The organism is Pseudomonas sp. TSO6 (assembly GCF_056098905.1).
In genome coordinates, this window is the sequence record NZ_JBLZWV010000034.1 from 57,612 (window position 1) to 84,449 (window position 26,838).

23 protein-coding genes, 1 pseudogene and 1 riboswitch are annotated in these 26,838 nt (G+C 63.4%); of the genes and pseudogenes, 15 read left to right on the top strand and 9 right to left on the bottom strand.

Going from position 1 to position 26,838, the window contains the following annotated elements; all coding sequences use genetic code 11:
* The first annotated feature begins 48 nt into the window (after positions 1-48).
* The 8 genes from ACN6NG_RS15340 (at position 49) to ACN6NG_RS15375 (ending at position 9,497) form a co-directional block, all read left to right on the top strand.
* The gene (locus tag ACN6NG_RS15340; protein WP_474314887.1) at positions 49-2,523 is read left to right on the top strand and encodes a TonB-dependent receptor plug domain-containing protein; all 2,475 of its coding nucleotides are present in this window, start codon (positions 49-51) and stop codon (positions 2,521-2,523) included.
* 167 nt (positions 2,524-2,690) lie between these two features.
* A riboswitch (cobalamin riboswitch) is annotated at positions 2,691-2,914 on the top strand.
* Between the two features lie 94 nt (positions 2,915-3,008).
* The gene (locus ACN6NG_RS15345) at positions 3,009-3,197 is read left to right on the top strand and encodes a CbtB domain-containing protein (protein WP_016499882.1); all 189 of its coding nucleotides are present in this window, start codon (positions 3,009-3,011) and stop codon (positions 3,195-3,197) included.
* Positions 3,198-3,206: 9 nt separating this feature from the next.
* Positions 3,207-3,893: a CbtA family protein gene (locus ACN6NG_RS15350; protein WP_474314889.1), complete on the top strand. Its 687-nt coding sequence runs from the start codon at positions 3,207-3,209 to the stop codon at positions 3,891-3,893.
* Positions 3,893-4,282 carry a cobalamin biosynthesis protein gene (locus tag ACN6NG_RS15355; RefSeq protein WP_474314892.1) on the top strand — a complete coding sequence of 130 codons (390 nt, stop codon included), beginning with the start codon at positions 3,893-3,895 and terminating at the stop codon, positions 4,280-4,282. Before ACN6NG_RS15350 ends, ACN6NG_RS15355 begins: the two co-directional genes overlap by 1 nt.
* Before the next feature lie 33 nt (positions 4,283-4,315).
* Positions 4,316-5,068 (top strand): precorrin-4 C(11)-methyltransferase, encoded by a 753-nt coding sequence (gene cobM, locus ACN6NG_RS15360; RefSeq protein WP_474314895.1) that lies wholly within the window; start codon positions 4,316-4,318, stop codon positions 5,066-5,068.
* A 66-nt stretch (positions 5,069-5,134) separates the two neighbouring features.
* A complete protein-coding gene (locus tag ACN6NG_RS15365; RefSeq protein ID WP_063423465.1) occupies positions 5,135-5,377 on the top strand; it encodes a DUF1272 domain-containing protein in 243 nt (80 codons plus the stop codon).
* Positions 5,378-5,599: 222 nt separating this feature from the next.
* Entirely contained in the window at positions 5,600-6,214 is a 615-nt protein-coding gene (locus ACN6NG_RS15370) for a response regulator transcription factor (protein WP_063423466.1), read from the top strand.
* A gap of 13 nt (positions 6,215-6,227) precedes the next feature.
* The gene (locus ACN6NG_RS15375; RefSeq protein WP_474314900.1) at positions 6,228-9,497 is read left to right on the top strand and encodes a transporter substrate-binding domain-containing protein; all 3,270 of its coding nucleotides are present in this window, start codon (positions 6,228-6,230) and stop codon (positions 9,495-9,497) included.
* Here ACN6NG_RS15375 and ACN6NG_RS15380 read toward each other — a convergent pair.
* The 3 genes and pseudogenes from ACN6NG_RS15380 to gntR form a co-directional block, all read right to left on the bottom strand.
* On the bottom strand, positions 9,472-9,966 hold the full coding sequence (locus tag ACN6NG_RS15380; protein ID WP_232107066.1) for a methyl-accepting chemotaxis protein: 495 nt from the start codon (positions 9,964-9,966) through the stop codon (positions 9,472-9,474). The genes ACN6NG_RS15375 and ACN6NG_RS15380 overlap by 26 nt on opposite strands.
* 42 nt (positions 9,967-10,008) lie before the next feature.
* Positions 10,009-10,827: pseudogene (locus ACN6NG_RS15385) on the bottom strand (PAS domain-containing protein); the annotation flags it as partial.
* 100 nt (positions 10,828-10,927) lie between these two features.
* Positions 10,928-11,947, bottom strand: a complete 1,020-nt coding sequence (gntR, locus tag ACN6NG_RS15390) for an HTH-type transcriptional regulator GntR (RefSeq protein WP_197897794.1) — start codon at positions 11,945-11,947, stop codon at positions 10,928-10,930.
* A 207-nt stretch (positions 11,948-12,154) separates the two neighbouring features.
* Here gntR and ACN6NG_RS15395 point away from each other — a divergent pair, with 207 nt between their 5' ends.
* The 3 genes from ACN6NG_RS15395 to ACN6NG_RS15405 all read left to right on the top strand — a co-directional run bounded on the left by ACN6NG_RS15395 (position 12,155) and on the right by ACN6NG_RS15405 (position 14,545).
* Positions 12,155-12,694 carry a gluconokinase gene (locus ACN6NG_RS15395; RefSeq protein WP_016499891.1) on the top strand — a complete coding sequence of 180 codons (540 nt, stop codon included), beginning with the start codon at positions 12,155-12,157 and terminating at the stop codon, positions 12,692-12,694.
* A gap of 111 nt (positions 12,695-12,805) precedes the next feature.
* Positions 12,806-14,158, top strand: coding sequence for a GntP family permease (locus ACN6NG_RS15400; RefSeq protein WP_063423472.1), 1,353 nt, complete (start codon positions 12,806-12,808; stop codon positions 14,156-14,158).
* Positions 14,159-14,242: 84 nt separating this feature from the next.
* A complete protein-coding gene (locus ACN6NG_RS15405; RefSeq protein ID WP_063423474.1) occupies positions 14,243-14,545 on the top strand; it encodes a hypothetical protein in 303 nt (100 codons plus the stop codon).
* 114 nt (positions 14,546-14,659) lie between these two features.
* On the opposite strand, the gene ACN6NG_RS15410 is transcribed toward ACN6NG_RS15405, so the two are convergent.
* The 4 genes from ACN6NG_RS15410 to ACN6NG_RS15425 form a co-directional block, all read right to left on the bottom strand.
* Positions 14,660-16,087: a sigma-54-dependent transcriptional regulator gene (locus ACN6NG_RS15410; protein ID WP_474314904.1), complete on the bottom strand. Its 1,428-nt coding sequence runs from the start codon at positions 16,085-16,087 to the stop codon at positions 14,660-14,662.
* Positions 16,056-17,549, bottom strand: a complete 1,494-nt coding sequence (locus ACN6NG_RS15415; protein ID WP_063423476.1) for a sensor histidine kinase — start codon at positions 17,547-17,549, stop codon at positions 16,056-16,058. The genes ACN6NG_RS15410 and ACN6NG_RS15415 overlap by 32 nt, the downstream gene beginning before the upstream one ends.
* A 298-nt stretch (positions 17,550-17,847) precedes the next feature.
* On the bottom strand, positions 17,848-19,308 hold the full coding sequence (locus ACN6NG_RS15420; RefSeq protein WP_063423478.1) for a sensor histidine kinase: 1,461 nt from the start codon (positions 19,306-19,308) through the stop codon (positions 17,848-17,850).
* Between the two features lie 118 nt (positions 19,309-19,426).
* Positions 19,427-20,020, bottom strand: coding sequence for a lytic transglycosylase domain-containing protein (locus ACN6NG_RS15425; protein WP_061203881.1), 594 nt, complete (start codon positions 20,018-20,020; stop codon positions 19,427-19,429).
* A gap of 185 nt (positions 20,021-20,205) precedes the next feature.
* On the opposite strand from ACN6NG_RS15425, the gene gspG reads away from it, so the two are divergent.
* Together gspG and ACN6NG_RS15435 are read left to right on the top strand one after the other, a co-directional pair.
* Positions 20,206-20,631: a type II secretion system major pseudopilin GspG gene (gene gspG / locus ACN6NG_RS15430; protein ID WP_063423602.1), complete on the top strand. Its 426-nt coding sequence runs from the start codon at positions 20,206-20,208 to the stop codon at positions 20,629-20,631.
* An 11-nt stretch (positions 20,632-20,642) separates the two neighbouring features.
* The gene (locus ACN6NG_RS15435) at positions 20,643-21,833 is read left to right on the top strand and encodes a type II secretion system F family protein (protein WP_063423479.1); all 1,191 of its coding nucleotides are present in this window, start codon (positions 20,643-20,645) and stop codon (positions 21,831-21,833) included.
* On the opposite strand, the gene ACN6NG_RS15440 is transcribed toward ACN6NG_RS15435, so the two are convergent.
* Together ACN6NG_RS15440 and ACN6NG_RS15445 are read right to left on the bottom strand one after the other, a co-directional pair.
* Positions 21,827-23,134, bottom strand: a complete 1,308-nt coding sequence (locus tag ACN6NG_RS15440) for an LLM class flavin-dependent oxidoreductase (protein WP_474314910.1) — start codon at positions 23,132-23,134, stop codon at positions 21,827-21,829. The genes ACN6NG_RS15435 and ACN6NG_RS15440 overlap by 7 nt on opposite strands.
* Positions 23,135-23,271: 137 nt before the next feature.
* Complete coding sequence (locus tag ACN6NG_RS15445; RefSeq protein WP_063423484.1) at positions 23,272-24,207, bottom strand: ABC transporter substrate-binding protein; 936 nt, start codon at positions 24,205-24,207, stop codon at positions 23,272-23,274.
* A 304-nt stretch (positions 24,208-24,511) separates the two neighbouring features.
* On the opposite strand from ACN6NG_RS15445, the gene ACN6NG_RS15450 reads away from it, so the two are divergent.
* The gene (locus ACN6NG_RS15450) at positions 24,512-25,120 is read left to right on the top strand and encodes a cysteine dioxygenase family protein (RefSeq protein WP_063423486.1); all 609 of its coding nucleotides are present in this window, start codon (positions 24,512-24,514) and stop codon (positions 25,118-25,120) included.
* Complete coding sequence (locus ACN6NG_RS15455; protein WP_474314914.1) at positions 25,117-26,703, top strand: rhodanese-related sulfurtransferase; 1,587 nt, start codon at positions 25,117-25,119, stop codon at positions 26,701-26,703. The genes ACN6NG_RS15450 and ACN6NG_RS15455 overlap by 4 nt, the downstream gene beginning before the upstream one ends.
* The last annotated feature ends 135 nt before the right edge of the window (positions 26,704-26,838 follow it).

The following is a 26,838-nucleotide window of genomic DNA, read 5'->3' on the forward strand; positions in this document are numbered from 1 at the left end:
GACCTGGCGCCTATTCGCCTGCGTGCTCCACCGCACTCCGAGGACATGATGTCTAGAACACCGCTTTTCGCCCTGCCCCTGGCCTGCCTGCTCACCCCGTTCGCCAATGCCGCCCCAACTACCGAAGACCCGCGCCTGGACACCGTCACGGTGATCTCCACCGGCCTGCGAGGCAACCAGCGCACCGTCGCCGACAGCCCGGCCCCCATCGACGTGATCAGCAGCGAGCAGCTATTGCGTACCGGCCGCGCCGAGTTGTCCGAGGCCATCTCCAAACTACTGCCCTCGTTCAACTTCGGCACCAACATTGCCGGCTTCCAGTCCGGCGTGCGGCCACTGAGCAACCGCAGCCTGGGCCCGGCCTACACCCTGGTGCTGGTCAATGGAAAACGCCGCCACAACGGCGCCGTGCCGGCCAGCGGCTCGACCGACAACAGCGGTGCCAACGCCGTGGATATCGACATGATCCCGGTCAGTGCGGTGTCGCACATCGAGGTTTTGAAAGACAGCGCCGCCGCCCAGTACGGCTCGGATGCGGTGGCCGGAGTGATCAACATCATCCTCAAGAGCGCCAGCAGCGGCGGCCACTACGAAAGCAGTTACGGCCAGCTGTACAGCGGCCAGGGCGAAACCATCAAGCTGGCGGGCGACCAGGGCTTCAGCCTGGGTGACGGCGGTTTCCTGCACCTGTCGGGCGAGGCACGCAAGCGCGGCACCGCCAACTGGATCGACAAGGCCGCCCCCGATTACCGCGCCTACTTCGAAGACGACCGCCAGGCCGCCTGGGACCACCGGGCGGTGAAGAACGGCGACCCTGACCTGCGCGCCTTCAACCTCGGTTACAACGCAGAGTTGCCCATCAGCGACGATTTGAAGCTGTATTCGTTCGCCACTTATGCCGAGCGCAAGCTGGAGGCTTTCAACAACTACCGCCTGCCCAACAGCAACGCCTCGATCCCCGAATTGTTCCCCGACGGATACTTCCCGCTCAACAACATCAAGGACACCGACTACCAGTGGCTGCTCGGCGCACGTGGCGCCGCCGGTGCCTGGGACTGGGACCTGTCCACCACCTACGGGCGCAACAAGAACCAGCAGTCCAGCGACCTGACCATCAACCCCACCTACGGCCCGGCCTCGCCAACCTCGTTCGATGACCTGGCGACGTTGCAGTTCGACCAGTGGGTGAACAACCTGGACATCACCCGCGCCTTCGACGGCCTGTTCGGCCTGGCAGTACCGACCCGCGTCTCGGCCGGCCTGGAGCACCGCTGGGAGCGCTTCCAGACCTTTGCCGGCGACCCCATCGCCTACAGCGTCGGGCCCTACACTTACCCGGCTACCCTGGCGGACGGGCGCCCCAACCCGCTCTATGCGCTGGCCAACGGCCAGACCGCAGTGGGCGCCCAGGCTGCGCTGACCATTCGCCCGGAAGACGAGGCCGATGTGAAGCGGAACAACTATGCCGCCTACATCGACCTCGGCCTGGACCTGACGCCGCGCTGGTACCTGGGCGCCGCCGCGCGCGTCGAGCACTACGACGACGACTCGGGCAACACCGCCAGCTTCAAGCTCAATTCACGCTATGAACTGAGCGAAACCGTGGCGGTACGCGGCACCCTGGGCAGCGGCTTCCGCGCCCCGTCGCTGACCCAGAGCGGCTACACCGTCAGCGACAACCGCACCGCGCTGGACGCCGACGGCAATGTGGTGCCGGCCTTGCGCCGCACCGTGGCGCCCGGCAGTGCAGCCGCGCTCGCATTCGGCGGCGACAAGCTCGACCCGGAGAAATCGCGCAACGCCGGCCTTGGCCTGACCTGGCAACCGGCGCGTCGCACCAGCGTTACCCTGGACACCTACCTGATCGACATTGACGACCGCATCCTGCTCACCGAAAACCTCTACGACCGGCAGAACGGTGCCGGTGCCATTGGCGACATCCTCGAATCGCTCGGCCTGGCACGCACCACCTGGATCAACTACTACACCAACGCCTTCGACACCCGCACCCGCGGCCTCGACCTGGTGGGTGATCACACCAGCGAGTTCGGCGCCTGGGGCGATGTGCGCTGGACCTTGGGCTTCAACTGGAACAAGACTACCGTACGCGGCACCCGGGGTACGCCCGCAGCGCTGGCCGCTGCCGGCATCGACGTGGTCGGCCATGGCCGCGAAGGCGACCTGGTGGCAGCCTCGCCGAAAACCAAATGGGTACTGGGCAGCCAGTGGTTGCTGGGCAACTTCACCGGCACCTTGCAGACCACCCGCTACGGCAAGGTCGAAACCTGGCAGCAGAACCAGGCCCAGGACCGCACCTTCGGCGCCAAGTGGGTCACCGACCTGGACCTGTCCTACCTGCTGTTCGACAGCCTGACCGTCAGTGTGGGTGGCACCAACATCTTCAATGTGCGGCCCGACAAGAACGGCGTCTACAACGCCAACGGCAACCAGGCGGCGTACGGCAACCCACCGTTCCACCCAGGTGGCGGCTATTGGTACACCAAGCTGGCCTATGACTTCTGAAGCATCTGCACATTTGCTCCTGGCCTGTGGGCGCGGGTTCACCCGCGAAGCATCCAACCCGGTGCATGGCACCGGCAAAGCCGGTGTTCGCGGGTAAACCCGCTCCCACAGGTGTGCGTGGCACCTTCGGCACTTGGCAATTGACGCAAACCCCGCCCCCATGCTCTCCTTATGCCTCACGTTCAGGTGCCCCCACAGGGGGTGAAACGGGAAACCGGTGCGTCCCAGGCCCTCCAGCAGGGCCGGACAAGGCCGGTGCTGCCCCCGCAACGGTAAGCGAGTGAAGCGTCTTTACCACTGTGCCATGTAGTCCGGCATGGGAAGGTGACGCTTTCCAGGAGCCCTGCTCCTCCTCGCAAGCCCGGAGACCGGCCTGGCGTTCATGAACACCCCGCGGTGGGCGGGCGCTGTTGCATTCCCCTGGGCGGCCCCGCATCGGGGATGCCGCGCTTGCCCGTTGCCCACAAAAAGCAGAGGAACGCGTCATGCCCGTCACCAGCACCAAGCAACACAGCCTTGCCACACCCGTCACCCTCAGCCAGCGCGTCGTCATCGCCGTCGGCGCCAGCCTGCTGGGCCTGTGCCTGGTGTACTTCGCCGGCTTTTCGCACATCGAGGCCGTGCACAACGCCGCCCACGACACCCGCCACAGCGCCGCCTTCCCCTGCCACTGAGTACGCCTGATGATCACGCGCATTGCCCGTACCGCGGGCTTCAGCGGGCTGCTTGCGGCCCTGCTGCTGACCCTGCTGCAAAGCTTCTGGGTCGCCCCGCTGATTCTTGAGGCGGAAACCTACGAATCCTCGGCCCCGGCCGCACAGCACGAACATGGTGGCGAAGTGGCCGCCCATGAGCACAGCGCCGAAGCCTGGTCGCCGGAAGACGGTTGGCAGCGGGTGCTGTCCACCACCGGGGGCAACCTGGTGGTTGCGGTCGGCTTCGCCCTGATTCTCGCCGCCCTGTACAGCCTGCGCGAACCGCAGCGTCTCGGCACCGGTGCGCTGTGGGGCCTGGCCGGTTTTGCCGTGTTCTGCCTGGCCCCGACGTTGGGGCTGCCACCGGAGCTGCCCGGCACTGCCGCCGCCGACCTGGGGCAACGCCAGGCCTGGTGGATTGGCACAGCCAGCGCCACCGCCGTTGGCCTGGCCTTGCTGGTGTTCGCCCGCCACTGGCTGCTGAAGGCGCTGGGCGCCGTGCTGCTGATAATCCCCCATGTGATCGGCGCTCCACAGCCCGAAGTACATGATAGCCTGGCTCCCGAAGCACTGGAGACCCAGTTCAAGATGGCTTCCTGGCTGACCAACGTTGCCTTCTGGGTGGCCCTGGGCTTGCTCAGTGCGTGGCTGTTCCGCCGCTCCAGCCAGGCCTGATGCCAGCGTTCTACGCCGGCTTCGGCTGCCGCCGGGGCTGCCCGGCGGACACCCTGCAAACCCTGCTGCACCACGCCCTGGCTAGCCAGGGCCTGGCGCTTGCCGACCTGCGCGGCATTGCCAGCATCAGCCTCAAGGCCGACGAAGCCGGCTTGCAGCAACTGGCCGCACGCCTTGGCTTGCCCTTGGTGCTGTACCATAGCGCACAACTGCAAGCCTTTGAGCCGCTGCTCAGCCACCGCTCTGCCACAGCCCATGCCCACAGCGGCTGCTGGGGCGTGGCCGAAAGCGCGGCGCTGGCCCTCGCCAGCGAGCAGCCCGGGAGCACAGCCCGGTTGCTGCTGACCCGCCAGGTACTGGGCCCGGCGACCCTCGCCCTGGCCTACTGAACATTTCGCTTCTTTTTCCTGCAAGGACTTTCCATGACGGTGTACTTCATCGGTGCCGGCCCCGGCGACCCGGAACTGATCACGGTCAAGGGCCAACGGCTGATTCGCGAGTGCCCGGTGATCATCTATGCCGGCTCACTGGTACCTGCTGCCGTGCTCGAAGGCCACCAGGCCGAGACCGTGATCAACAGTGCCGAGTTGCACCTGGAGCAGATCATCGCCGCCATGCGCAGCGCGCACGAACAAGGCAAGGACGTGGCCCGGGTGCACAGCGGCGACCCCGGCCTGTACGGTGCCATCGGTGAGCAGATTCGCCACCTGCAGGCACTGGGCATCGATTACCAGATCATACCCGGGGTCACGGCCACGGCGGCCAGCGCCGCTCTGCTTGGCTGCGAGCTGACCCTGCCACAGGTCGCGCAGACGGTGATTCTCACCCGCTATGGCGACAGTTCGCCAATGCCACCCGGCGAACAACTGGGCGACCTGGCGCGCCATGGCAGCACCCTGGCGATTCACCTGGGGGTCAAGCACCTGTCGCGGATCGTCGAAGAACTGCTACCGCACTATGGCGCGCACTGCCCGGTGGCGGTGGTCCATCGTGCCACATGGCCAGACCAGGACTGGGTGCGCGGCACCCTTGGCGATATCGTCGAGCGCGTCGCAGCCAAGGATTTTCGCCGCACGGCGCTGATCCTTGTAGGCCATGTGCTCGGGGACACTCCATTCGCCGAGTCGGCCTTGTACCGTGCCGGGCACGCGCACCTGTACCGCCCTGGCGACTGAGCATTGCCAGCATTGCCACGGGCGTAGCAGACTCCGGGTTCCCGCCTGCGAACAGGAGTCACACCCATGCTGGAATTACGCCCCAACTGCGAGTGCTGCGATACCGACCTGCCGGGCGACAGCCCCGATGTGCTGATCTGCTCCTTCGAATGCACCTTCTGCCGCGCCTGCGCCGATACCCGCTTCAAGGGCCGATGCCCCAACTGTGCCGGCCAGCTGGTGGCCCGCCCGACGCGGGTCGGCCAGGCGCTGGTCAATAACCCCGCTGCCACCCAACGCGTGAACAAAGCACACGCTGCTTGCGCCTGACTCCACACCTCAAACCCGGCATTGCCGCTTTGATAGGGTGATGCCTTTCCCATTGCTTGTAGGATTTTTCAACAACAAGCGCGCGGATTATCAACACTTCTATACTCGGCATTACCAAACCTCGGGATTGGTCGTATCTTGCAGCGCTTCCGATTAACCCACTTGCAGACGTATTCCTGAGTGTTCCAGGAAGCGGACCACATCTTGACAGGAGTTTTCCACATGACAACCGTGCTGATCGTCGACGACCACCCCATTGTCCGACTGTCTTTGCGCCTACTACTGGAGGGTGAACGTTTTCATGTCGTTGGCGAGGTGGGTAACGGCAGCGAAGTGGCACAGGTAGCCCGCGACCTGCGCCCGGACGTGGTAGTGCTCGACATCGGCCTGCCCGGCCTGGACGGCATGGAAGTGATCAAACGCCTGCAGTGCCTGGAGGCAGTGCCCAAGATCATGGTGCTGACCGGCCAGGCCACCGACCTGTACGTGCGGCGCTGTCTGGATGCCGGCATCGGCGCTTTCGTCACCAAGGAAGAAGACCACGATGCTCTGCTGTTTGCCCTCAAGGCCCTGGTCAAGGGCTATTCGACCTTCCCGCAAATGTCGGTCAACAGCAACTCGCTGGAGAGCGAACCGGTACGCCTGGCCAGCCTGTCGAACCGTGAAATGGAAGTGCTGCGGCGCCTGGCGCGCGGCGAAAACAACAAAAATATCGGCACCTGCATGAACCTGAGTGCCAAGACCATCAGCACCTACCGGGGCCGTATCATGGAAAAGCTCAAGACCGAATCGCTGGTTGAAATGGTCGACCTGGCCAAACGCAACAGCGTTTACTGAGCGCTCGGCCGCCATGAAGCGCCTGCTGGCGTGCATGCTCCTGGCCATCGGCCTGTCCGGCCCCGCCGCGCTGCTGGCCGACAGCGAACCTCGCCAACTGCTGGCGCGCTCGGTAAGCGCCGCAGCCCCGTTGCAACTGTCCAGGGAAGACCGGGATTGGCTGAAGCAACGCCAATACCTGGTGCTGGGCAGTTCGCGCCCCGACTATCCGCCCTTCGAACTCAACGCCAGCCAGCAGGACTACGAAGGCATTAGCGCAGACTACGCCGGCATCATCGCCGAGCAGCTGGGCATAAACGTCGAAGTACGGCGGTTCGACAACCGCCACGAGGCCATCGCTGCGTTGCGTGAGGGCAGTATCGACCTGCTGGGCAGCTCCAACGCCTTCGAGGCGGCAGACGCCCAGCTTGACCTGAGCACCCCGTATGCCGACGACATGCCCGTCATCGTCACCCGCGAAGGAACCAGCCTGAAGAACACACCCGACCTCGCCGGCCTGCGCCTGGCGATGGTCGATCACTACCTGCCGGCCAGCACCGTACGCAATCTGTACCCCAAGGCGCAGTTAAGCCTGTACCGCTCGACCCTGGCCGGGCTGGCCGCTGTCGATCTGGGCGAGGCCGATGCCTACCTGGGCGATGCCATCAGTACCGATTTCACGATTGGCAAGAGTTACCAGGGCACGCTGAGAATCGACCACTTCTGCCAGGTCCCTGCAGGGGCATTTGCCTTTGCCCTGGCCAGCGACAACCCTCGCTTGCGTCGGTTGGTCGACATGGCGCTAGCGCGCATCACCGACAGCGAGCGGCTGAATATCCTGCGCCGCTGGAACAGTGGCCACACCAGCCTGCTGCTGCAGCGTCACCTCACCGCCTTGAGCAAGGAAGAGGAAGCCTGGATCGCGGCACACCCCAACATCAATGTCTTGGTCAACACCTCGTTGGCGCCACTGACGTTCAACGACGCCGAACACCGCCCAACCGGCATCACCCTGGACCTGCTGAAACAGATTTCGCTGCGCACAGGGCTGCACTTCAGCGCGGTCGAAAGCGACTCGGCGCAGGCGATGGTCGAGCGCCTGGCCCGTGGCGATGCACAAATGATTGGCGCCTTGGGCTATGGCGCGGATCGCGCGAAACAACTGCGCTATACCCGCCCCTACCTGGTCAGCCCACGCGTTCTGGTTGCCCGTAGCGACAGTACTTTCCCGGCACAGGCCAAGGCGCTGGATGGCCAGCGCATCGCCGTGGTACGCGGCTCGCCGCAGCGGGCGCTGCTGCAACAACGCTACCCGCAGGCCCGGCTGGTGGAAGTGGACAACCCGCTCGGTCTCATGGAGGCCGTGGCCGGTGGGGCCGCCGACGTTGCCCTTAGCAGCCATATCAATGCCGCCTACTACATCAGCCATGTTTTCAAGGACCGCTTGCGCATCGCCAGCGTGCTGGACGACGACCCGGCCATTGCCGCTTTCGCCGTGGCCGCGGACCAGCCGCAGCTACAGGCCATCCTCGACAAGGCACTGCTGAGCATTCCACCCGAAGAGCTCGACCAGCTGGCCAACCGCTGGCGCACCAGCACCTTGGTCAGCGACAGCCCTTGGCGCGATTACCGCACCCTGGCCTTGCAGGTACTGGTTTTGTCGGCCCTGCTGCTGGCGGGCGTGGTGTTCTGGAACAGCTACCTGCGCAAGCTGATCAACCAGCGCACCGAGGCCCAGCACGCGCTGCAGGCGCAGCTGGCCTTGAGCCGCGGCCTGCTCGAACAGCTGCGCCAGACCAAGGACGACGCCGAACAGGCCAGCCAGACCAAAAGCACCTTCCTGGCCACCATGAGCCATGAAATCCGTACCCCGATGAATGCCGTGATCGGCCTGCTGGAGCTGGCCCTGGAAGACAGCCGCAAGGGGCGTTGCGACGCCCAGACCCTTCAGACTGCCCATGACTCGGCCATCGGCCTGCTTGAGCTGATTGGCGATATTCTCGACATTTCCCGTATCGAATCTGGGCACATTACCCTGCAACCAGTACCCACAAACCTGGTCGAGCTGGTACGCGCTACAGTACGGGTGTTCGAAGGCAACGCTCGGGCCAAAGGCTTGCATCTGCACGCAGCACTGCCTGCCGAGCCGGTCTGGGTGCTGGCAGACCCGCTGCGGCTCAAGCAGATCCTGTCCAACCTGATCAGCAACGCCATCAAGTTCACCGACCGCGGCGAGGTACAGGCCAGTTTGCTGATACCTCCAACTGGGGGGGGCAGTAGCCAGTCTATCGACCTGTCTGTGCGTGACACCGGCATCGGCATCAGCCCCGTTGATCAGGCCCGGCTGTTCAACACCTTCGTGCAGGCTGATGGACCGCGGGCACGCCAAGGGGCGGGCTTGGGGCTGGTGATCAGCCGCACCTTTGCCGAACTCATGGGCGGCAACTTGAGCCTGCAAAGCGTCGAAGGTGTCGGCACCAAGGTGCAAGTCAGCCTGCAATTGCCAGCCTGCCCGGCCCCGCAACCTGTTGAGCAGCACACCCCGGCAGCCGAAAGCAGCAGTGGCCCGCTGAATATCCTGGTAATCGACGACTACCCTGCCAACCTGCTGTTGCTGGAGCGACAACTGCACACCCTGGGCCATCACGTGACCCTGGCAGAAAATGGCCAGGTCGCGCTGGAGCGCTGGCAGGCAGGGCATTTCGACCTGGTGATCACCGACTGCAGCATGCCGGTGATGGACGGCCACGAACTCACCCGCCGCATTCGCAGCCTTGAAGCCGAACGCGGCCTGCCGGCGTGCCAGATCCTCGGCGTGACTGCCAATGCCCAGGCCGAAGAACGTGACCGATGCCTGGCCAGCGGCATGAACGAATGCCTGTTCAAACCGATCGGCCTGCGCACACTCAAGGCTCACCTGCCCCAAGCCCGCAGCGCCCAAGAGCCGACGCTGCGCAGTAGCGGCTTCAGCTTGGCTGAACTGCGCCACCTGACTCAGGACGACAGGCAACTGACGCGGCATCTGCTGGAACAGCTTTCAATAAGTGTCGGCGAAGACCTCGCCTCTTTGCGCGCGTTGGCACCCGAGGCCTCCGATGAGGCCGTCCGCACCCTGGCTCACCGCATCAAGGGCGGCGCGAAGATGATAAGAGTGCGCGGCGTGGTCAAGGATTGCGAAGCCATCGAGAACGCTCATGCGCGTGGCCTGCCAACGGTTGATCAACGTGAACAACTGCAAATCAGCCTGCAAGCCTTGCTGAACGAGCTGAGCGACGCACTCAATGCAGTTGAAGCGTCGAGCTGATCTGGCTGATGGCATCCACCACGTGCCGCGAACCCTGCTGGATTTCCATGATCACCGTACCGGCCTCATTGGCCAGTGCAACCCCATGACCGGTGCGGGTCAAACTCGACTGCATGCTGGCCACGGCCAGCAGTGACAGGTCGTGGTTCTGCCGTACGACATCGACGATTTCCAGGGTGGCCTTGCTGGTCCGCGCCGCCAGGTTGCGCACTTCGTCGGCCACCACGGCAAAACCGCGCCCGTGATCCCCGGCGCGGGCCGCCTCGATGGCCGCGTTCAGGGCCAGCAGGTTGGTCTGGTCGGCAATGCCCCGTATGGTCAGCACGATCTGGCCGATCACATCTGACTGCTTGCTCACGGCATCGATGCTGCGTGCAGCCTCGTTCAGTTCATGGGAAATCTGCTCGATCACCTGCACCGTCTGCTGCACCACCTCGGTGCCCTTGCGCGCACAGGCATCGGTCTGCATGGAACTGGCATGGGCGGCGTCGGCGGCGGTTTGCTGGGTACTGACCTGACGGGTGATGTCACTGGCGAACTTCACCACTTTGTACAAGCGGCCCTTGCTGTCGAATATCGGGTTGTAGGAGGCCTCCAGATAGACCATCTGGCCCTGCTTGTTGATGCGTTCGAAGCGGTGCGAATGGTACTCGCCGCGGTTGAGCGATGCCCAGAACTCACGGTACTCGGCCGATTCGCGCTCCTGCGGCAGGCAAAACAACCCGTGATGGCGGCCAACTACCTCGTCCAGGCGATAGCCCATGGTGTCGAGGAAGTTCTGGTTGGCCTTGATCACACGGCCTTGCGGGGTGAACTCGATCACTGCCATGGAGCGACCGATGGCCTTGAGCAGGCTCTCGCTCTCGTGCTCCTGCACTACCCGTTGACTGATGTCGGCTGCCACCTTGATCACGCTGGTTACCTGGCGCTGTTCGTCCAGCACCGGCATGTAGCTGGCCTCCAGCCAAACCTCGCGGCCGGCCTTGTCGAGGCGTTCGAACGTACCGCTGATCGCCTTGCCCTGGCCCAGTTCACGCCACAGCTGCTGGTACTCGGCAGTTTGCGCATAGCCCGGTTCGCAGAATAACCGATGGTGTTTGCCCCGCAGCTCGTCTGCGCTGTAGCCCATGGCCTGGCAAAAACGCTCGTTGGCATCGAGGATGGTGCCATCAGGGGCGAACTCGATCATCGCCATCGAACGGCTGATCGCCGCCAATTTGGCTTGCGTGCCGCTCAAGGCCTGGTGAGTGCGCTGGATCTCAACCAAATCGGATTTGCGATGGAAATCGAACATGACGCCGGGCTCCTTTATGCGCGGTGTCCTGAGCATAGATCGCCGTTGGCAAGTCGTGGTTTTTGTGTCGCCTGATAGATCGAGCGCCGCCCGCGCGGCGCTCGATGTCAAACCCAACACTCTACTCAAGGCGTACTCAGGAACTCTCGCGCACCATCAGCTCAAAGCCCAGATCCTGTTGCGTATCCGCCACCCGCTTGCCATCGAGCAACGCCAGCAGCGCCTGCGCCGCGCCACGCCCGACTGCGGCCCGGGGCGTGCGAATCGAGGTCAGGCGCGGCACCATGTGTGCCGAAGCGGGCAAGTCGTTGAACCCCACCATGGCCACCTGACGTGGCACTTCCACCCCTTGGCGCAGTGCCTGCAGCACCGCCCCTTGGGCCAGGTCATCGTTGCAGAAGAAGATACCGTCGACATCCGGCGACTGTTGCAGCAACTGGCTGAACAGCACACTGCCCAAGGCAATCGACGAAGGCTCCGGCGCCAGTACCTCCAGCTCGGCCGCCTGCAAACCGGCCTCGGCCAACGCCTGGCGGAAACCTTCGGCCCGCTGCATTACCCGTGGATCGAGCTGCGCGGCAATGAACGCCAGGCGTTTGCGCCCACGCTCGATCAAATGCCTGGCCGCAGCGCGCCCGGCCTGCTGCTGCGAAAAACCGACCGACAATGCCCCTGGCTCGCCATTGAGTTCCATCATGTGCACACACGGCACACCGCTGGCGGCCAACATCTGCCGCGCCGCATCGCTGCGCTCGAAACCGGTCAACAGCATGCCGCAGGGCTGGTAGGCCAGGTAATTGCGGATCAGGTTCTCTTCTTCGGCAAGGTCGTAGTGATAGTTGCCGATCAGTACCTCGAGGCCACGCGGGCGCATGACCTCGTGAATGGCTTCCAACGTGTCGATGAACAATTGGTTGGACAACGACGGGATCAACACCACCACCGACTGGCTGCGGGCCGAGGCCAGGGCGCGGGCCGCCGGGTTGGCCACGTAGCCCAGGCTCGCCGCTGCAGCGACGACCTTTTCGACCAGTTCAGGCGCAACCGTGCTGACCCCGCGCAGGGCGCGCGAGGCGGTAATCGGGGAAACCCCGGAAAGCCTGGCAACTTCTGCCAAGGTGGGACGACCTGTAGTGCGGGAGCCGATGCGGGACATGGATGTTGTAATTTTACTACTTGCAAGGATAGGGAACGGCCACTAAGGTAGCGCTGTCTCAGGACGCAGGCAATGTAATCTTTGGCAGCAGCCCACACGCGCTCGCTACCAGGCGTCCATACTGCGTAAGGACAAGACCAATAACACCGGGGAGGTGGCTGTTCGTCGGCGACGAGACAGCGCTATCTCACCCCGCAGGAGGTACTGATGAATTCTCCCCTGTCCGCCATCGTGGTGATGGGCGTGGCCGGTTGCGGCAAAAGCTGCATCGGCGCCGCAATCGCTGCCAGAAGCGGCGGCCGCCTGATTGAAGGCGACGCTTTCCACCCTGCCGAAAACATCCGCAAGATGAGCGATGGCATCCCGCTGGACGACAGTGACCGCGCCGGCTGGCTGGTGCGCCTTGGCCAGGAGTTGCAGGCCACCACCCAGGCTGGGGAGCGCCCGATCCTGACCTGCTCGGCACTCAAGCGCCGCTACCGCGACACGCTGCGCGATGCCATGCCGGGGCTGGTGTTCGTGTTCCTCGAACTGTCGCCCGCCGAGGCGGAAAAACGCGTACTGGCCCGGCCCGGGCACTTCATGCCGGCTAGCCTGATCGACAGCCAGTTTGCTGCCCTGGAATCACCACGCGGCGAGCCACTGACGCTGGCACTGGACGCCACCCAGCCCATCGAAGCACTTGCCGAAGCGGTGGACCGCTGGCTAAAGCGTTGCGGTGAGCAGGGCCTGGCGCAAACCGCCTGATCCCGGCGGCTTTCCCGGCTCACCAAAGACAGCGCTACCTCGACCCGTGATCGCGGGTAAAGTTTCAAAACGCTACGCCAAAAACAACGATAAGATCGAGGCCTTCAAACCATGTTCGGACTGGCTACTGACACCTTCCTGCTGCTCGACGCGCTGGTTACCATCATTGGGCTGATCCTGCTGATCACCCACTTCAAAGTGCACCCCTTCGTCGCCCTCACCCTCGCGGCCGGCTTCCTTGGCCTGACCTCCGGCATGCCGGTGGCCAAGGTAATGAAGTCGTTCCAGGATGGTTTTGGCGGTGTGCTCGGCTTTGTCGGCATCGTGCTCGCCCTGGGCACCATGCTGGGCAAACTGATGGCCGACTCTGGGGGTGCCGACCAGATTGCACAAACCCTTATCCGCGCCTTCGGCAAGAAGAACGTGCATTGGGCGATGATGTTCGCCGCCTTCCTGGTGGGCATTCCGCTGTTCTTTGAAATCGGCTTTGTGCTGCTGATTCCGCTGGTGTTCATCGTGGCGCGGCGCTCCGGCGTATCGCTGGTCAAGATCGGCATCCCGCTGCTGGCCGGCCTGTCGGTGGTGCACGGCCTGGTGCCGCCACACCCGGGCCCATTGCTGGCGATCGGTATTTTCCACGCTGATATCGGCAAGACCATCTTCTACGGCCTGATCGTCGCACTGCCCACCGCGATCATCGCCGGGCCGCTGTTCGGCAACTTCATTTCCCGCTACATCCCGGGCAACCCGTCCCAGGAGCTGATGGACCAGATCGCCAAGGAGTCCGACCAGGGCAACCTGCCAAGCTTCAGCATCACCCTGATTACCGTGCTGCTACCCGTAGCGTTGATGTTGCTGAAAACCTTCGCCGACGTGGTACTGCCGGCCGAGCACATCGTGCGCCAGTGGATGGACCTGATCGGCCACCCCATTACCGCCCTGCTCGCGGCCCTGCTGCTGGCCTTCTACACCTTTGGTTCGGCCCGCGGCTTCAACCGCCAGCAGATCATGAAGATGCTTGACCAGAGCCTGGCCCCCACGGCCGCCATCGTGCTGATCGTGGGTGCTGGCGGTGGCTTCAAGCAGATGCTGGTGGACACCGGCGTGGGCAACGTGATCGGGCAGATGGCCGTGCAGGCAGAGATTTCGCCCATCATGCTGGCCTGGCTGGTGGCAGCGGTAATCCGCATCGCGACCGGCTCTGCCACGGTCGCTACCATTACCGGTGCAGGTATTGTCGCACCGGTAATCGAACTGGTACCGGGTGTGAACCGTGAGTTGCTGGTGCTGGCCACCGGTGCTGGCTCGTTGATCCTGTCGCACGTGAACGACGCCGGCTTCTGGCTGGTGAAGCAGTATTTCAACATGACCGTAGCGGAAACCTTCAAGACGTGGAGCATGATGGAAACCATCCTCTCGGTGGTTGGCATCATCTTCATCATGTTGTTGGCGCAGGTGGTGTAACCGTTTATCGGGGTAATGGCACCTTGATGCTTTGGGTAGGGCCAAAGGAAATCATGAGACCTATCCGAAGCAAAGGAGCCTGCCATGCCCCGCTCAAGCATTCTGCTGATTGCCCTGCTCGCCTCGCCACTGGCCCTGGCCGCCGGCACTGGCCCCACCTACCCTGACGACCCACACAACCCGGCGCCACGGCCGGGCGTGGACAGCACCCTCAACCCGATCGAAAAGCCCATGCCGCGGGATACTGACACGCGCATCCAAGGTAACGACCCGGAAAGCCCACCGGCCAAGCAGAATGACAACCGCGATCTGCCGGGGATGGATGGCAGTGGCTCGGAGGGTAGCGGATATCAGGGAAACAGCGGTACCAGTACAGGCAACCCCTGACTACGCTACCCAGTGGTCCACCTTAAAAAATCGCAGGGGTTGGTGTATGCCTGTACTGGCCTCTTCGCGGGCATGCCCGCGAAAAGGCCGACATGGGCAGTAAAGATTGATGAATTACCACTGGCGTTTGTCTGGGCGTGTCAGCCCCAGCTTCTCGATCCTGTAACGCAACATGTCCCGCGACAACCCGAGCATCCGCGCCGATTTGGTCACATTCCAGTCCGTTCGGTCCAGGGTCTTGCACACCAGGTCGCGTTCCATGTCCGGCAGGCTGGTGCCTGGCTCCGGCTCGTGCCGCGGCATTTCGAACATCGCTGGCGCCGGCTGCTGCATCAATGGCTCGTCAATCAAGGTCATGCACAGGTTCAACTGATGCGCCTGCACCACCTCGTTCGGTGCCAGTAGCACGGTCTGCTCCAGCATGTTGCGCAATTCGCGCACATTGCCTGGCCAGCTGTAGCCCAGCATCAGGCTCTCGGCCTCGGCAGAGAATCGCAGGTTCGGCTTGCCATAACGCCTGCCATGATGGGCGAGGAAATGCCTTGCCAGTACCAGAATGTCCTGGCCTCGGGCATACAGGCGCGGCACCTTCAGGGCGATAATGCGCAGGCGGAAGAACAGGTCGCGGCGGAACTTGCCCTGCTGCACCATCTGCTCCAGGTTGCAGTTGGTGGCGCTGATAACCCGCAGGTCGACCTTGCGCTCTTTCACCGCGCCAATCCGGCGGATGCTGCGATCTTCCAGCAGCTTGAGCAGTTTGGCCTGCAGCACCAGGTCCATTTCGCCAATTTCGTCGAGGAACAAGGTACCGCCGTCGGCGGCCTCTACCAGGCCCAGCCGTCGCTCCTTGGCATCGGTGAATGCGCCCTTCTCGTGGCCGAACAGTTCGGCTTCCAGCAGGTTGGCAGGGATTGAGGCGCAGTTGAACTCGATGAATGGGCCTTTGGCGCGAGAACCATCAAAATGCAGGGCGCGCGCCACCAGCTCCTTACCCGTCCCGGTCTCACCTTCGACCAGCACCGGTGGCAAATCGTCGCTGGCCATACGCCGCTCGGCATCCAGCACCTGGCGCAGGGTGTGCTTGAGGGTGAGCATCACCGACGATTCGCCGATCAACGCCTGCAACCCGGACTTCTGCGCCTCGCGCTCCTGGTAGAACGACAGCGTGCGCTCCATGCGCTCGGCAGCCAGTGCCTTGTCCAGGGTCAATTTGAGCTCGGCAAGCACTACCGGCTTGGTCAGATAATGGAAGGCGCCCTCCTTCATAGCCTGCACGGCATCTTCGACATTACCGTAGCCGGTCATCATGATCACTTTCAGGCCCGGCACCTGCACCACCAGGCTGCGCAGCAGGTCGTGCCCGCTCATGCCTGGCAATGAGTTGTCGGTCAGCACCGCGTCGGGCTGCGCCCGCTTGACCTGCTCCAGCGCAAGCTCGGCGCTGTGGCACACGGTGACCTCGAAGCCCTTGAGGCTGAGGTAGGTGCGAATGTTGTCAGCGAGGATTTCATCATCCTCGACTACCAGGATGCTGTGCTCCATGGTCCCCTCCCGCTGCGATATTGAATGTAAGGCTGACGCGGGTTCCTTCCTCTTCGCGGCTGCTCAGGCTGACCGAGCCGCCAAAACGTTCCATGATGCGCTTGACCAGGGCCAGGCCTACACCGAGGCCGCCCTGCTTGGTCGTGAAGAACGGCTTGAACACCATCCGCTCCTGCTGTTGGCTCATGCCTTTGCCGGTGTCGGTGAGCACGAACTCGGCACGCTGGCCGTCCTTGACATTGACCTGGGCGGTCAGCATGCCGCCTGCCGGCATGGCCTCCAGGGCATTGGAGAACAAGCTGTTGAGAATCTGCGTGAGCTGCAGCGGCTGACTGGCCACCCACTGCTCATCAGGCCCTTCGAAATGAAAGCGCACCCCGTTGCGCTCGATCTGCTGGACGAACGCCAGGTGGGTGTCCTCGATGGCCGCCACCAGGTCCACCGCCTCGGCCTCGTCGCTGAGCGGGCGCAACGACACCAGCAGGTCGCGTACCCAGCGCGACATGCGGTCCACCTGGCTGATGATGTCGGTAATGTTCTTCTGCGCTGCGGGGTTGGCGATTTCCTGGGCCAGTTCGGCGCTGGAACGGATATTGGCCAGTGGGTTGCGCAGGCTGTGCGCCACTGCAGACGACATCTCGCCCAGTGCCACGTAGGTTTCACTGGCCACCAGCCGGTCCTGTTGCAGGTTCAGCATCTGCGCCGCCCGGCGCACGATCCAGAACAGCCCGAAGTAGATCAACGCCCCGCCTACCAGGGTCGACGCCCAGATCAGCACGTAGCCGCGCTGGATGCGTCGTATCAGGTCTTGCGGCTCCTTGTAGATCTCCACCATGGCCATTACCTGTTCGCCCTGGCTGTCGAACAGCGGAATGTAGTTCTCGATGAAAAGGTAGCGCGGTTGACGCAAAAACTTCTGCTCTTCGCGGTCATCCTCGGCCTTGTGGTAGCTGGCCGACACCGCCTTGCGCGAGCGGAAGGCGCGATCCAGATCGCTATCGGCTTCTATCCGCTTGCCGATCAGCTCGACGTTGGTGGACCAGACGATGGTGCGGTCGCGGGCGTAGACATTGGCCAGCAAGGTATCAGGCAGGTGCTCGACATGGTCGAGAAATTCGACCCGGGTCGATTCGGCCAGCGCCGGGGTGAACTGCAAGTGCTGCTGGTCCAGGCGCGGGTCAAGCAGTTCACCCATCGTGGTGCCCGGTGGCAACTGCGAATGGCGTACCTCGGCCTGGGCCATGGCCTGAATGAACTGCGCGGTCAGCATCGCATCACGCTGCACGCTATCGCGGACCACAAAGCGCGTGGACACATAACCCAGCCCGCCCGCCACCGCCGTGATGATCAACAGGCTGATGACCGAAAACCAGCGCAACAGGTTGAACTCACGCAATGGCACGGCCAGACCGCTGGCAGTCGCACCGGCCTTGTCGCGAACGTCGTTTTCCAGCATCTGCATCGCGTGGTTCCCGCACAAGGCGTCCGTTCAGAAATGCATCCAGGCCAACCAACAGCAGCCAGTTGATAGCACCCCGCCTGGGCAGCCATAAGCTGCCATGTGTCGCGTGTCGCGCTTCGCCTATCACGCTGCAAGAACTCGGCCAGCGCACAGTACAAATTTAAAATCCCTATTTTTCAGTAGCTTAGGAGTCCATTCTAAAAACCACCTAAAGATCAGACCCCACATTTGGGTACTAATGACCCAAAAACAATTAATTGATTCAAATCAATAGGTTACGCTTTGTTTTTAAAACCATTTAACAATTCGTCGCCAAGCGGAAATTCAACGACACTCGCGTACCATGGCCTTCACTGCTGCTGAGCCTGACCGTGCCGCCGAAGCGTTCCATGATGCGTTTCACCAGCACCAGCCCCACCCCCAACCCACCCTGTTTGGTGGTAAAGAACGGCCGGAAGGCCATGCGCTGCTGCTGTTCGTTCATACCCTTGCCGTTGTCGGACAGGCGCAGGGTCAGGCTGCGCCGGTCATGGCGGACCACCTCGATACGCAGCCGTCCGCCCTGCTCCATCGATTCCAGCGCATTGGCGATCAGGCTGCTGAAAATCTGCCGCAGTAACGCCGGATGCCCCAATACCTGTACCGCCGGTAACGGTTGCAGGTCCAGGCTCACCCCGCCACGCGCCAACTGCACGGCGTAGCTCTGCAGGCTCTCCTGCAAGGCCAGCGGCAAGTCCACCGCGACCGCCTCATCGTTCAGTGGGCGCAGCGACTGCAGCATTTGGCGGATCCACTGCGACATGCGGTCAACTTGGCTGATGATGTCGTTGATATTGCGCTGTGCCGGCCCTTCGTCGAACGCATGGGCCAGCTCGGCACTGGAGCGGATACTGGCCAGCGGGTTGCGCAGGCTGTGGGCCACCGCCGAGGACACCTCGCCGAGGGCCACATAGGTTTCGTTGTTGATCAGCCGCTTTTGCTGCACTGCCAGCAACCGCGCAGCGCGGTGCATGATGCCGTACAGGCCAACGTAGACCAGTGCGGCGCCGACGGTGATCGCCAGCCAGATGAGTATCAGGCCATGCTCGATGCGCACGATCAGGTCATGGGGCTCTTTATAGATCTCGACCATCGCCGTGACGTGCTCGCCATCAGCAGCGAACAGCGGAATGTAGTTTTCGATGAACAGCTGCTCGGGCGGGGTGACAAACTTCTGCTCGGCGCGGGCCTCTTCGAAGTTGTGGTAGCTGGCCGAGACTCGCATCTTGTACTCGAAAGCCCGCTCCAGGTCGTCGTCGCTGTCAATCAGCTTGCCAATCAGCGCCGGGTTGGTGGACCAGATCACCATACGGTCGGGGGCATAGATATTGGCCAGCAGCATGTCTGGCAGGTGGGCGATATGGTCAAGAAACTCGCCGCGGGCCTTGCGCCGGGCATCCGGGTCGACGTCCGGCAGGTTGCTGCGGTCGGTGCGCGGGTCCAGCAGCTCGCCCATTGTACGCACGTTGGGGATCGACACATGGCGCACTTCGGCGTCGGCGATGGAGGTGATGAATTGTGCCGTGAGCAAGGCATCGCGCTCAACGCTCTCATCTATGATGAATCGGCTGGAAATCAGCCCCAGGCCGACAGCCACCGAAAGGATGATGGCGAGGCTGACCCAGGCATACCAGTGCAACAGGTTGAACGGCTTGCGTGGGGCTGTCAGCTCGTTACCGGCAGGCACTTCGATGGCGTCGGAACGGGGGGCGATGTCCATGGCGGGCTCCACAGCTGGGCACCTTCAGAAGGTTATAGCCCAGACCTGGGGAAGCCGTAGTGCTAAATTGATGGCAACCGCCGAAGGGTACAGGGACCGCGTAACCTCTGACAGGCAATTACAGTGGCGAATCATTCGCCAACCCCTGCAGCTTGCGGTATTCGCGCAGCACCGTGGGCACATAGCGCCGGGTCTCGGCAAACGGCGGCACGGCGCCGCGCCGCATCACGGCGTCCGGCCCAGCGTTATAAGCGGCCACGGCCAGGGTGATGTCGTTGTCGAAGAGGGTAAGCATCTGCTTGAGGTATCGTGCCCCGCCCTGCACGTTGTCCTCAGGGTCCAGGCGGTCTTCCACGCCCATTTCGCGGGCGGTATCCGGCATCAGTTGCATCAACCCTACTGCCCCCGCCCGCGAACGGGCCTTCGGGTTGTAGCCGGACTCGGCCTTGATCAGCGCATGCAGCAGGGCCGGTGGCACGTTGTGGATGCGCGCTGCCGTGGCGACCACCTCGGCGTAAGGGCGGCCAGTGATCATCTGCGCATTGGCCGGGCCAGCCTGGGCCGCCTGTTCGCTGATCACTTTTTCATAGTGGCGCCCGGGTCGATGGACGTTGGTCAGTACGTAGCCGCCCTTGGCATCGATGGAGATGTACACATCGGCCTGGGCGGCACCTGCCGCCAGCCAGATCAAACCGAGGATGAGTCCACGCATGATGGTCGCCTCTTTGTCGTGGCCCCCAAAGTGGGGGAAATGCCCCGGAAAACCCGAGGTCGATGACCACGACGCAAGCACTGTGCCGCTTCCTGTTCCGCATGGCGCAAGGCCCCGAGGCAGACGTGCACGGCTGTTGCATGGTGCCTGGCAACCCGTGTCCCCATGCAGTGGAGGGCTTCACCATGCAGCGCAGAACCAAACCGCAACGTGGCTTCACCCTGCTCGAACTCCTGGTGGTGCTGGTGGTGCTCGGCCTGTTGGCCGGCATCGTCGCGCCCAAGTATTTCAGCCAGCTCGGTCGCTCCGAAGCCAAGGTGGCGCGGGCGCAGATAGAAGGGCTGAGCAAGGCGCTGGATTTGTATCGCCTGGAAGTCGGCCACTACCCCAACAGTGAGCAAGGCCTGCAGGCGCTGGTAATCGCCCCCAGTGGCGAAGCGCGCTGGACCGGCCCGTACCTGCAGAAGGCCGTGCCACAGGACCCATGGGGCCGCCCCTACATCTACCGGCAACCTGGCGAAAACGGTGGTGAATACGACCTGCTGTCGATGGGCAAGGATGGCCAGCCCGGCGGTGACGGGGAAAACGCCGAAATTACCAGCTGGCAGTAAGGAGAGTGGCCATGCGCTACAGCCTCAAGGCCCTGGGCAGACAGGGCGTGGTGCAGTTGCAGATCGACGCCGAGGACGCCGACCAGGCCCGCCGCCAGGCCGAGGACCAAGGCCTGCGCGTGCTCAGCCTGCGCAGCAACGGCGGCGCCTTGCGCGGCATGGCCTGGCGACGCGAAGCGGCATTCGACCTGGTGCTGTTCAGCCAGGAACTGTCGACCCTGCTCAATGCCGGCCTGCCGCTGATCGACGCACTGGAGAGCCTGGCAGAAAAGGCCCCTGCATCTGCCACACGCAAGGTGCTGGCCGAGTTGGTACGCCAGCTGTACGAAGGCCGTTCGCTGTCCCAGGCCCTGGGCCAGCAACCGCGGATATTTCCGCCGCTGTACGTGGCGCTGGTGCAGTCCAGCGAACGCACCGGTGCGCTGGGCGACGCCCTGACGCGCTACATCAGTTATCGCCAGCGCCTGGACCTGGTACGGCAGAAGCTGGTGGGGGCCTCGGTCTACCCGTTGCTGCTGTTGCTGGTGGGTGGCGGCGTGGTGCTGTTCCTGCTCGGCTATGTGGTGCCGCGTTTCAGCCAGGTGTTCGAGGGCATGGGTACCGAATTGCCCTGGCTGTCACGGGTGTTGATGCAGATCGGGCTGTTCCTGCATGCCCAGCAACTGCCGCTGGCCCTGGGCACGGTCGCTGGGGTCACGGCGCTTTGGTTGCTACGCCGCCACCCGCGGGTACGGCGCTGGGCATCCTGCCAGTTGCGCCGCCTGCCGGCGCTGCATCAACGCTTGATGATGTACGAGCTGGCGCGCTTCTATCGCTCGTTGGGCATCCTGCTGCAAGGCGGCATTCCCATCCTCACCGCCATGGGCATGGCCCGCGGCCTGCTCGGCAGCGCAGCAGCCCAGGGCTTGGGCCAGGCCAGCCAACGGGTGGGCGAAGGGCTGCCATTGTCCGATGCGCTGGAGGCCGGGCACCTGGTTACACCCGTGTCGCTGCGCCTGCTGCGGGCCGGCGAGCAATCCGGCAACCTGGGCGAGATGCTGGAACGCTGCGCCGACTTCCATGACCAGGAAATCGGCCGCTGGGTGGAATGGTTCGTGAAACTGTTTGAACCGCTGCTGATGACGTTCATCGGCCTGCTGATCGGCCTGATCGTGATCCTGATGTACATGCCGATCTTCGAACTGGCCTCAAGCATTCACTGAATGGCCAGGCCCAGGCTCTCGCGCAGAGTGCTGCCTTCGTAGGCCGTACGGTACACCCCGCGCTCTTGCAGCAGCGGCACCACCTGCTGGGTAAACCGGCGGAACTGCCCGGGGTGGCCGATGTAAATGTTGAAGCCATCCAGCGCCCGCGCCTCGAACCACTCGGTCATTTTTGCCGCTACCGTTTCGGCCGAGCCAACGAAGGCCCCTGGGCGCAGCTTGCGCCCGAATTCCACCGCCTGGCGCAGGCTGAACCCCTGCTCCCGGGCCTGGTCGGCGATGCGCTTGGCGTTGGTGAAGAAACTGCTGCGTGCGTGCTCCAGGCTTTCCTGGGGGAACGGCGCATCAAGGTCGTACTGGCTGAAGTCGTGCCAGCCGAAATTGCGCCCGAATTCTTTGAGGGCCAGCTCGAAGCTATGGTCCTGCTGGTGGTAATGGCGTTCGATCTCGCGGGCGTGTTCGTCGGTATCGCCCACGTAGATCTCGGCACCAGGCAATACCAGCAGTTGCTCGGGGTCGCGCCCCAGCCGCGCAGCGCGGTCTTTCACATCGCGGTAGAACGCCTGGCCCTGCTCGATGCTGGCGGCATGAGTGAAGATGACATCTGCCGTGGCCGCCCCAAGCTCGCGTCCTTGCTGCGAGTCGCCCGCCTGGAAGATCACCGGCTGGCCCTGGGGGGAACGCTGGATATTCAGCGGCCCTACGACCGAGAAGTGCTCGCCCTTGTGGTTCAGGGCATGCATTCGGCTTGGGTCGAGGAATTGCCCGGTCGCGCGGTTGCGCGGGAACGCACCGTCTTCATAGGAGTGCCACAGCCCCTGCACCACAGCCACATGCTCCTGGGCACGGGCATACCGGCTGTCGTAATCGTAGTGCTCGTCACGGCCATAGTTGCCAGCGGTACCGGCGTCACCACTGGTGACCACGTTCCAGCCAGCGCGGCCTTTGCTGATCAGGTCCAGCGAGGCCAGGCGGCGGGCGACGTTGAAAGGTTCGTTGTAGGAGGTGGTCAGGGTGCCGACCAGGCCGATGTGCCGCGTGGTCACTGCCAGCGCCGAGAGCAGGGTCAGCGGTTCCAGGCGGTTGAGATAGTGCGACGGCGAGCCGGGGGTGATGTACTGGCTGTCGACGATGAACATGAGGTCGAACAGCGCCGCTTCGGCCTGGCGGGCGATATCGATGTACCAGTCGATGTTGACGCTGGCATCGGCGGGCAGTTCCGGGTCGAGCCACAGGTTATGCCGGCCAGGGCCGCCACAGCCCATGGTCAGGGCGCCGAGCTTGATTTTGCGAGTAGTCATGGTCATTCCTCAAAAAGGTTCTGCCTGTACCGGCCCTATCGCCGGCAAGCCAGCTCCCACAGGAGCCCCTAAGGCCGAAGCCCAACGGTGTACCTGTGGGAGCTGGCTTGCCGGCGATAGGGCCATTACAGAAGTGCTTAGTGGTCGAGCGCTGCCGCGAACGAGGTATCGAACAGGCTCGAGGCCGGGTAGTTCTTGATCAGCCCCAGCCCGGCAAAGAAGTCCACGGTCTTCTGCGCATCCACGATCACCTGCGGGTTCAGCGGCGCGATATCGGTACGGGCGCGGGCAAACCAGATGCGGGCAATGTCGCGGTCGGCACGGGTGCGTTTGGCCCAGGCATCGGCATAAGCCTCGGTATGGGCCGGGTCGCTCAGGGTCCAGTCACGGGCCTTTTTCAGGCGCTGCAGAAAATCACTGATCTGCGCCCGCTTGGCCTCCACCGCCTTGGCATTGGCCACTACGAAGCTCTGCGCCGGGATCAGCCCTTCAGCCGTGGCCAGCACCCGTGCCCCTTGGCGCTCCTGCTGAGTGACGTAGGGCTCCCAGGTCGCGATCACGTCCACGGAGCCGCCATCCAGGGCATGCGAGGCGTCCAGGGCGCTGAGGTAGCGCAGCTCCAGGGCATCGCGCGGCACGGCGGCCTTGTCCAGTGCGCTGAACAATAACTGCTGGCTCCAGGAGCCCTTCCAGATCGCCGCACGTTTGCCGCGCAGGTCTTCGAGGCTGTGAATGTTCGAGTCCTTACTCGCCAGGATCGCCACGCCATCCAGGTTCTGCCGGCTGACCGCAATCACCTTGATCGGGGCGCCCAGGGCACCAAGGAACAACGGCGGCGCATCGCCCAGCAGGCCGATGTCCAGGCTGCCCACGTTCAGCGCCTCGGCTACCGGCGAGCCGGCCGTAAACTGCTTCCACTCCAATGTATACGGCAAGTCGTCGAGCACGCCGGCCGCTTCCATGACCGCTCGGGCATTGAAGCTCTGGTCACCGACCACCAAGGTTTGCGCGGCAGCGGCCAGGCTGAGGGAGCTGGCCAGCACACCGGCGGCCAATTGCTTGAGGTATCGCACGTTCGTCTCCAGGTACCGTAGGGGTACTTCAGGCCGATCCGCGCGTGCGGTCTCGTGGGGGGCATGGGGGCTGATATATTCACTTTGAATATAACCAGAGCAATGCTTATAAGTTATCGATTAAGCGCAGCGCCGTGAAATTCATTTTGGGCATAACCTAATGCTTTGCCCATGCGCCCATTTCAAAACAGATTCACCAATCTGTAAATGCGTTATTTGCATATTAGCTTATTCGTATTTTTACTTTTGAGAATATTCAGTGCGTTTGCTAGGGTTAACCCAAACCGTCAGCCGAGCCTGAACCATGAGCCAACCCCTGCGCCTTGAGCGCCTGCGCCACTTCATCGACGCGCTTGCGCAACTGGTGGACCAAGAAAACGACGAAGCCACCCTCCTCGACCACGGCCAGAGCCTGCTGCGCAGCCTGGTCGCCCATGACGACTGGTTGCCCGAAGCACTGGCGCAGCCAGACCCGGCCCGTTACCAGCAATATTTGCTGCATTGCGATTCGCGCCAACGTTTTTCCATCGTCAGCTTCGTCTGGGGGCCAGGCCAGCAGACACCGATCCACGACCACCGGGTCTGGGGCCTGATCGGCATGCTGCGCGGCGCGGAATATTCGCAAGGCTTCGCCCGTAGCGAACACGGCGCATTATTGCCAGCGGGTGAGCCTGTACGCCTTGATCCCGGCCATGTAGAGGCCGTTTCGCCGCGTATTGGCGATGTTCATCAAGTCAGCAACGCGTTCGACGACCGGGTTTCTATCAGCATCCACGTGTATGGCGCCAACATCGGTGCCGTCAGCCGCGCGGTGTACTCGCCCGACGGCAGCGAAAAACCGTTCATTTCCGGCTATTCCAACAGCCTTCTGCCCAACATCTGGGACCTGTCCAAAGAGAACCCTGCCCCATGAGTACCGTTGCCACCCGTTCCTACCAAGACATTCGCCAGGCCTTGCTGGCCCATGAAGAACTGGCGCTGATCGATGTGCGCGAGGAAGACCCGTTCGCCCAGGAACACCCCCTGTTCACTGCCAACATCCCCTTGTCCAAGCTGGAACTGGAGATTTTCGCCCGCGTGCCACGGCGCGACACCCGCATTACGGTGTATGACGACGGTGAAGGCCTGGCCAATCAGGCCGCCGAACGCCTGGTGGCGTTAGGGTACAGCGATGTTGCATTGCTCGAAGGCGGCCTGGCCGGCTGGCGCGCCGCCGGTGGCGAGCTGTTCCGTGACGTGAACGTGCCGAGCAAGGCCTTTGGCGAGCTGGTCGAAAGCGTGCGCCATACCCCGTCGCTGGCGGCCGAACAGGTGCAGGCGCTGCTGGACGACAAGGCCGATGTGGTGGTGCTCGACGCCCGCCGCTTCGACGAATACCAGACCATGAGCATCCCGGGGGGCATCAGTGTGCCGGGTGCCGAACTGGTACTGCGGGTTGCCGAACTGGCGCCCAGCCCCGCCACGCAGGTCATCGTCAACTGCGCAGGGCGCACCCGCAGCATCATCGGCACCCAGTCGCTGGTCAACGCCGGCATCCCCAACCCCGTGGCTGCCCTGCGCAACGGCACCATCGGCTGGACCCTGGCCGGGCAAACGCTGGCACACGGCCAGGAGCGCCGCTTCGCCGAGGTGAGCGACGACACCCGCGCAAACGCCGCCCAACGCGCCCGCAATGTGGCCGACCGTGCCGGTGTGCTGCGCCTGGAGCGCGAAGCCCTGGCCGTTTGGCAGGCCGATACCCAGCGCACCACCTACCTGTTCGATGTGCGCACCCCCGAGGAATATGCCCACGGCCACCTGCCGGCCAGCCGCAGTGTACCGGGCGGGCAACTGGTGCAGGAAACCGACCACGTCGCCAGCGTGCGGGGGGCGCGAATCGTGCTGGTGGATGATGACGGCGTGCGGGCCAACATGAGCGCTTCCTGGCTGGCGCAAATGGGCTGGCAGGTCGCCGTGCTCGATGGCGTGTCGGCGCAAGAGTTCAGCGAGACCGGTGATTGGCAGGCTCCCCAAGCTCCATTGCCTGCAGTCACCGCAATCGGCGTCGAGCAGTTGGACGACTGGCTGCAAACGCCAGGCACCGTGGTGCTGGACTTCACCACCAGTGCCAACTACGTTAAACGCCATATTCCGGGCGCCCACTGGGCAATTCGCGCGCAGTTGCCGCAGGTGCTGGAACAGCTGCCAGTAGCCGAGCGCTATGTACTGACCTGCGGCAGCAGCCTGCTGGCACGCTTTGCGGCGGTAGACTTGCAGGCGCTTACGCAAACCCCGGTGTACGTACTGGACGGCGGCACGGCGCAGTGGATTGCGGCAGGCAAGCCGCTGGAAAGTGGCGAAAAGCACCTGGCGGTGGCGCGTACCGACCGTTATCGCCGGCCTTATGAAGGCACTGATAACCCGCGTGAGGCCATGCAGGGGTACCTGGACTGGGAGTTCGGGCTGATTGCCCAGCTGGAGCAGGATGGCACCCACGGGTTCAACGTATTGAGCTGAGGTTGCCGGGGCTGCCAAGCAGCCCCATCATGCCCGCCATCGATGAATGATCCACACATATCATTCAGCGTGATATTAACCTTCGTCCCGTTCGATTCGTGCCTCACGCGCAACACACTCACACTCCGCCCACTA

Excerpts from the sequence above, each read along its gene's own strand:
- ACN6NG_RS15340 (WP_474314887.1), top strand. The coding sequence starts at position 49 with ATGTCTAGAACACCGCTTTTCGCCCTGCCCCTGGCCTGCCTGCTCACC.
- ACN6NG_RS15345 (WP_016499882.1), top strand. The coding sequence starts at position 3,009 with ATGCCCGTCACCAGCACCAAGCAACACAGCCTTGCCACACCCGTCACC.
- ACN6NG_RS15350 (WP_474314889.1), top strand. The coding sequence starts at position 3,207 with ATGATCACGCGCATTGCCCGTACCGCGGGCTTCAGCGGGCTGCTTGCG.
- ACN6NG_RS15355 (WP_474314892.1), top strand. The coding sequence starts at position 3,893 with ATGCCAGCGTTCTACGCCGGCTTCGGCTGCCGCCGGGGCTGCCCGGCG.
- cobM (WP_474314895.1), top strand. The coding sequence starts at position 4,316 with ATGACGGTGTACTTCATCGGTGCCGGCCCCGGCGACCCGGAACTGATC.
- ACN6NG_RS15365 (WP_063423465.1), top strand. The coding sequence starts at position 5,135 with ATGCTGGAATTACGCCCCAACTGCGAGTGCTGCGATACCGACCTGCCG.
- ACN6NG_RS15370 (WP_063423466.1), top strand. The coding sequence starts at position 5,600 with ATGACAACCGTGCTGATCGTCGACGACCACCCCATTGTCCGACTGTCT.
- ACN6NG_RS15375 (WP_474314900.1), top strand. The coding sequence starts at position 6,228 with ATGAAGCGCCTGCTGGCGTGCATGCTCCTGGCCATCGGCCTGTCCGGC.
- ACN6NG_RS15380 (WP_232107066.1), bottom strand. The coding sequence starts at position 9,966 with ATGCAGACCGATGCCTGTGCGCGCAAGGGCACCGAGGTGGTGCAGCAG.
- gntR (WP_197897794.1), bottom strand. The coding sequence starts at position 11,947 with ATGTCCCGCATCGGCTCCCGCACTACAGGTCGTCCCACCTTGGCAGAA.
- ACN6NG_RS15395 (WP_016499891.1), top strand. The coding sequence starts at position 12,155 with ATGAATTCTCCCCTGTCCGCCATCGTGGTGATGGGCGTGGCCGGTTGC.
- ACN6NG_RS15400 (WP_063423472.1), top strand. The coding sequence starts at position 12,806 with ATGTTCGGACTGGCTACTGACACCTTCCTGCTGCTCGACGCGCTGGTT.
- ACN6NG_RS15405 (WP_063423474.1), top strand. The coding sequence starts at position 14,243 with ATGCCCCGCTCAAGCATTCTGCTGATTGCCCTGCTCGCCTCGCCACTG.
- ACN6NG_RS15410 (WP_474314904.1), bottom strand. The coding sequence starts at position 16,087 with ATGGAGCACAGCATCCTGGTAGTCGAGGATGATGAAATCCTCGCTGAC.
- ACN6NG_RS15415 (WP_063423476.1), bottom strand. The coding sequence starts at position 17,549 with ATGCAGATGCTGGAAAACGACGTTCGCGACAAGGCCGGTGCGACTGCC.
- ACN6NG_RS15420 (WP_063423478.1), bottom strand. The coding sequence starts at position 19,308 with ATGGACATCGCCCCCCGTTCCGACGCCATCGAAGTGCCTGCCGGTAAC.
- ACN6NG_RS15425 (WP_061203881.1), bottom strand. The coding sequence starts at position 20,020 with ATGCGTGGACTCATCCTCGGTTTGATCTGGCTGGCGGCAGGTGCCGCC.
- gspG (WP_063423602.1), top strand. The coding sequence starts at position 20,206 with ATGCAGCGCAGAACCAAACCGCAACGTGGCTTCACCCTGCTCGAACTC.
- ACN6NG_RS15435 (WP_063423479.1), top strand. The coding sequence starts at position 20,643 with ATGCGCTACAGCCTCAAGGCCCTGGGCAGACAGGGCGTGGTGCAGTTG.
- ACN6NG_RS15440 (WP_474314910.1), bottom strand. The coding sequence starts at position 23,134 with ATGACTACTCGCAAAATCAAGCTCGGCGCCCTGACCATGGGCTGTGGC.
- ACN6NG_RS15450 (WP_063423486.1), top strand. The coding sequence starts at position 24,512 with ATGAGCCAACCCCTGCGCCTTGAGCGCCTGCGCCACTTCATCGACGCG.
- ACN6NG_RS15455 (WP_474314914.1), top strand. The coding sequence starts at position 25,117 with ATGAGTACCGTTGCCACCCGTTCCTACCAAGACATTCGCCAGGCCTTG.